General features: G+C 68.2%; 3 protein-coding genes. All 3 read left to right on the forward strand.

Annotated features, from left to right (window positions below; all coding sequences use genetic code 11):
- Positions 1 to 1,108: 2Fe-2S iron-sulfur cluster-binding protein (locus GGQ90_RS29590; protein ID WP_246428511.1), on the forward strand; the 1,108-nt coding region annotated here is incomplete at its 5' end.
- A complete protein-coding gene (locus GGQ90_RS28555) occupies positions 1,108 to 1,836 on the forward strand; it encodes a hypothetical protein (protein WP_017503491.1) in 729 nt (242 codons plus the stop codon). The genes GGQ90_RS29590 and GGQ90_RS28555, both read left to right, overlap by 1 nt.
- Positions 1,833 to 2,555, forward strand: a complete 723-nt coding sequence (locus tag GGQ90_RS28560) for a hypothetical protein (protein ID WP_004212662.1) — start codon at positions 1,833 to 1,835, stop codon at positions 2,553 to 2,555. Before GGQ90_RS28555 ends, GGQ90_RS28560 begins: the two co-directional genes overlap by 4 nt.
- Positions 2,556 to 2,708 lie beyond the last annotated feature (153 nt).

Below are 2,708 nucleotides of genomic sequence, written 5' to 3' on the forward strand. Positions count from 1 at the left end.
CGCGCCCGCGGGAGCTTCGCTGCGCAAGCCCAAAAGCTGGGCGGGGCAGCTGCGCGTGGTCCAGATCGTGCGAGAGACGCCGAGCGTGCTGACCTTCCGGCTCGCGGACCCGGCCGCCGACCGGCTGCCGTTCGACTTCCTGCCGGGCCAGTTCCTGCAGGTCGAGGTAGAGCCCGAAGCGGGCAAGACCGCGCGCCGTTCCTACACGATCGCCTCTTCGCCGACCCAGCGGGCCTATGTCGAACTGACGGTCAAGCGCGAGGAGCAGGGCGTGGTCTCGCGATACCTGCACGACAAGGTCGTCGCCGACGATCTGCTGAAGGTCAGCGGACCGTTCGGCGCCTTCACCTTCACGGGAACGGATGCCCAGAGCATCGTGCTGATCGCGGGCGGGGTCGGCATCACCCCGATGATGTCGGTGCTGCGCTATCTCACCGACACCGCGTGGAAGGGTGATATCTTCTTCTTCTACGGCGCACGGTCGACCGAGGAATTCGTGTTCCGCGACGAGCTCGAACGGCTCGAACGCCGTTTTCCCAACCTCCATGTCGTCGCCGCGATGCAGCGCGCGCCCGGCACCGTCTGGATGGGCCCCGAAGGGCCGATCACCCGCGAGATGATCCTGGCCGCGGTGCCGGAGATCGCGAGCCGGCGGATCCATATGTGCGGCCCGCCGGCGATGATGGGCGCGATGCGCGGCGTGCTGGCGGAACTCGGCGTCCCCGAAGCGCAGCTGCACACCGAGGCGTTCGGTCCGGCCTCGCTGCCGGCCGACCACGAGGATCTCGAGGTCAAGCCCGCGCCCGCGCCAGCAGCTAAGCCGGCCCCGAGCGCCGAGGTGGCACCGAGCACGGTGACCTTCTCCGTGTCGGGGGTGTCGGCGGCTTTGCCCGCGGACGAGACCGTGCTCGAGGCGGCCGAGGGCGCGGGCGTCGAGATCCCCTATGCCTGCCGTGCGGGCACATGCGGCGCCTGCGTCGTCAAGCTGCTGCAGGGCGAGGTGACGATGGAGGTCGAGTCCGGCCTCGCGCCCGCCGACAAGGCGCAGGGCTATGTGCTCGCGTGCCAGGCGAAGGGCACGGGCACGCCGCTCGTGGTCGAAGCCTGATGCGCGAACGCAGCGACATCGCCGTCGGCCTGCTGGTCGCGTTCCTGCTGCTGTTCCCGTTCGGCTACCTCGTGCATGTGTCACCGCGCTTTCCGGGCAGCCTGGCCGGCGGGATCATCGGGATCGCAGCGCTCGTGCTGATGCTGCTGACGCTTCCCTATGTCGCGGCCAAGCATATCGCCTGGGTCGACAAGGCGCTCTCCCGGCTCGTCAGCAAGCCGACCCTGCTCGCCATCCACATCTATGCCGGCGTGCTGGCGCCGATCCTGGGTCTGGTCCACGCCGCGCACAAGCTCGAAAGCCCGGTCGGACTGCTTCTGACCATCCTTCTGCTGATGACGGTCATCACCGGCTTCATCGGCCGCTACCTGCTTGCCCAGCTTGGTCGGGCGCTGCGCGGACGCAGGTCGGAACTGGCTTCGCTTCGCGCCGCCTTCCTCGAGGAGCCGGCCGCGCCGACGCAGGCCGATACCGCAGCCGCGCCGCTGTCGGGCTGGAGGCGCTATCTGTTCGTCGCCGGGGATGCGCCCGCGGGCCAGCACCCCCAGGACAAGGCGGGGATCGCCGCGGCGCTGGCCGATACCGAATTCGCGATCCGCGCCGAAGAGGCGACCAACACCCTGTTCGCGCGATGGCGGTTCCTGCACATCCTGCTGGGCTGTCTCATCTTCGCGCTGCTCGCGCTCCACGTCGGCGCGGCGATCTATTACGGGCTGCGCTGGCTATGAGCTGGCAGCGTCTTTCCTACGCCGTCTTCATCGCGGCCCTGCTGGTGATGGTCGCCGCGGTCGCGATCCGGATGCGATCGGACGCGCCGAGGGATGCCGGCCTGGTGGCGCAGCTCGTAGCGCCCGGCCCGCTCTCGAGCGCCCACCAGTCCTTCGCCGGCCAATGCACGGCCTGCCACACGCCGGGCAAGGGCGTCGAAACCCGGACCTGTCTCACCTGCCATGCGGGCACGGATTTCGGGACGAAGCAGTCGACGCAGTTCCACGCGAAAGCGACGCAGTGCACCTCCTGCCACGTCGAACATGAGGGAGAGCGCGGCATCATCCGCATGGATCACGCCGCCTTGCTCGACATGGCAAAGTGGCGGCAGCCTTTGGCGGGCATGTCGACAAACACTCGAAGCCTGACCCCCGAGACCGCGCTCAATTGCGCGAGCTGCCATGCGTTCCGCGATCCGCACCAGGGCCTGTTCGGCACCGACTGCGCGAGCTGTCACAAGACCGACAGCTGGAAGATCGCCAATTACCGCCATCCATCGGTCAATTCGACGCAGTGCGCCGAGTGCCACAAGGCGCCGCCCAGTCACTTCATGGAGCATTTCAGCATGGTCTCGCAGCGCGCAGCCGGGTCGAAGGCGCGCGTCGACCAATGCTATGCCTGTCACGCTACCGACAGCTTCAACAATATCCGCAAGCGAGGCTGGTATGATCACCATTGAGGCCGACTGGCTGAGCGCCTTCTTCCGGCTCGCGGTGATCGGCCTGGAACTGGCGGGCACGCTGACCATCCTGGTCGGCGCGGGGCTCGCAACCTTTCTGTTTGCGCGGCGGGCGAGGGCGGGCGACCGAACCGAGGCCTATAGCGCGTTCCG

The organism is Sphingobium scionense (assembly GCF_014197035.1).
Taxonomy (GTDB): domain Bacteria; phylum Pseudomonadota; class Alphaproteobacteria; order Sphingomonadales; family Sphingomonadaceae; genus Sphingobium; species Sphingobium scionense.

What these genes read in the sequence shown, in the direction of transcription:
- GGQ90_RS28560 (WP_004212662.1), top strand. Translation starts at nt 1,833, where the DNA reads ATGAGCTGGCAGCGTCTTTCCTACGCCGTCTTCATCGCGGCCCTGCTG.
- GGQ90_RS28555 (WP_017503491.1), top strand. Translation starts at nt 1,108, where the DNA reads ATGCGCGAACGCAGCGACATCGCCGTCGGCCTGCTGGTCGCGTTCCTG.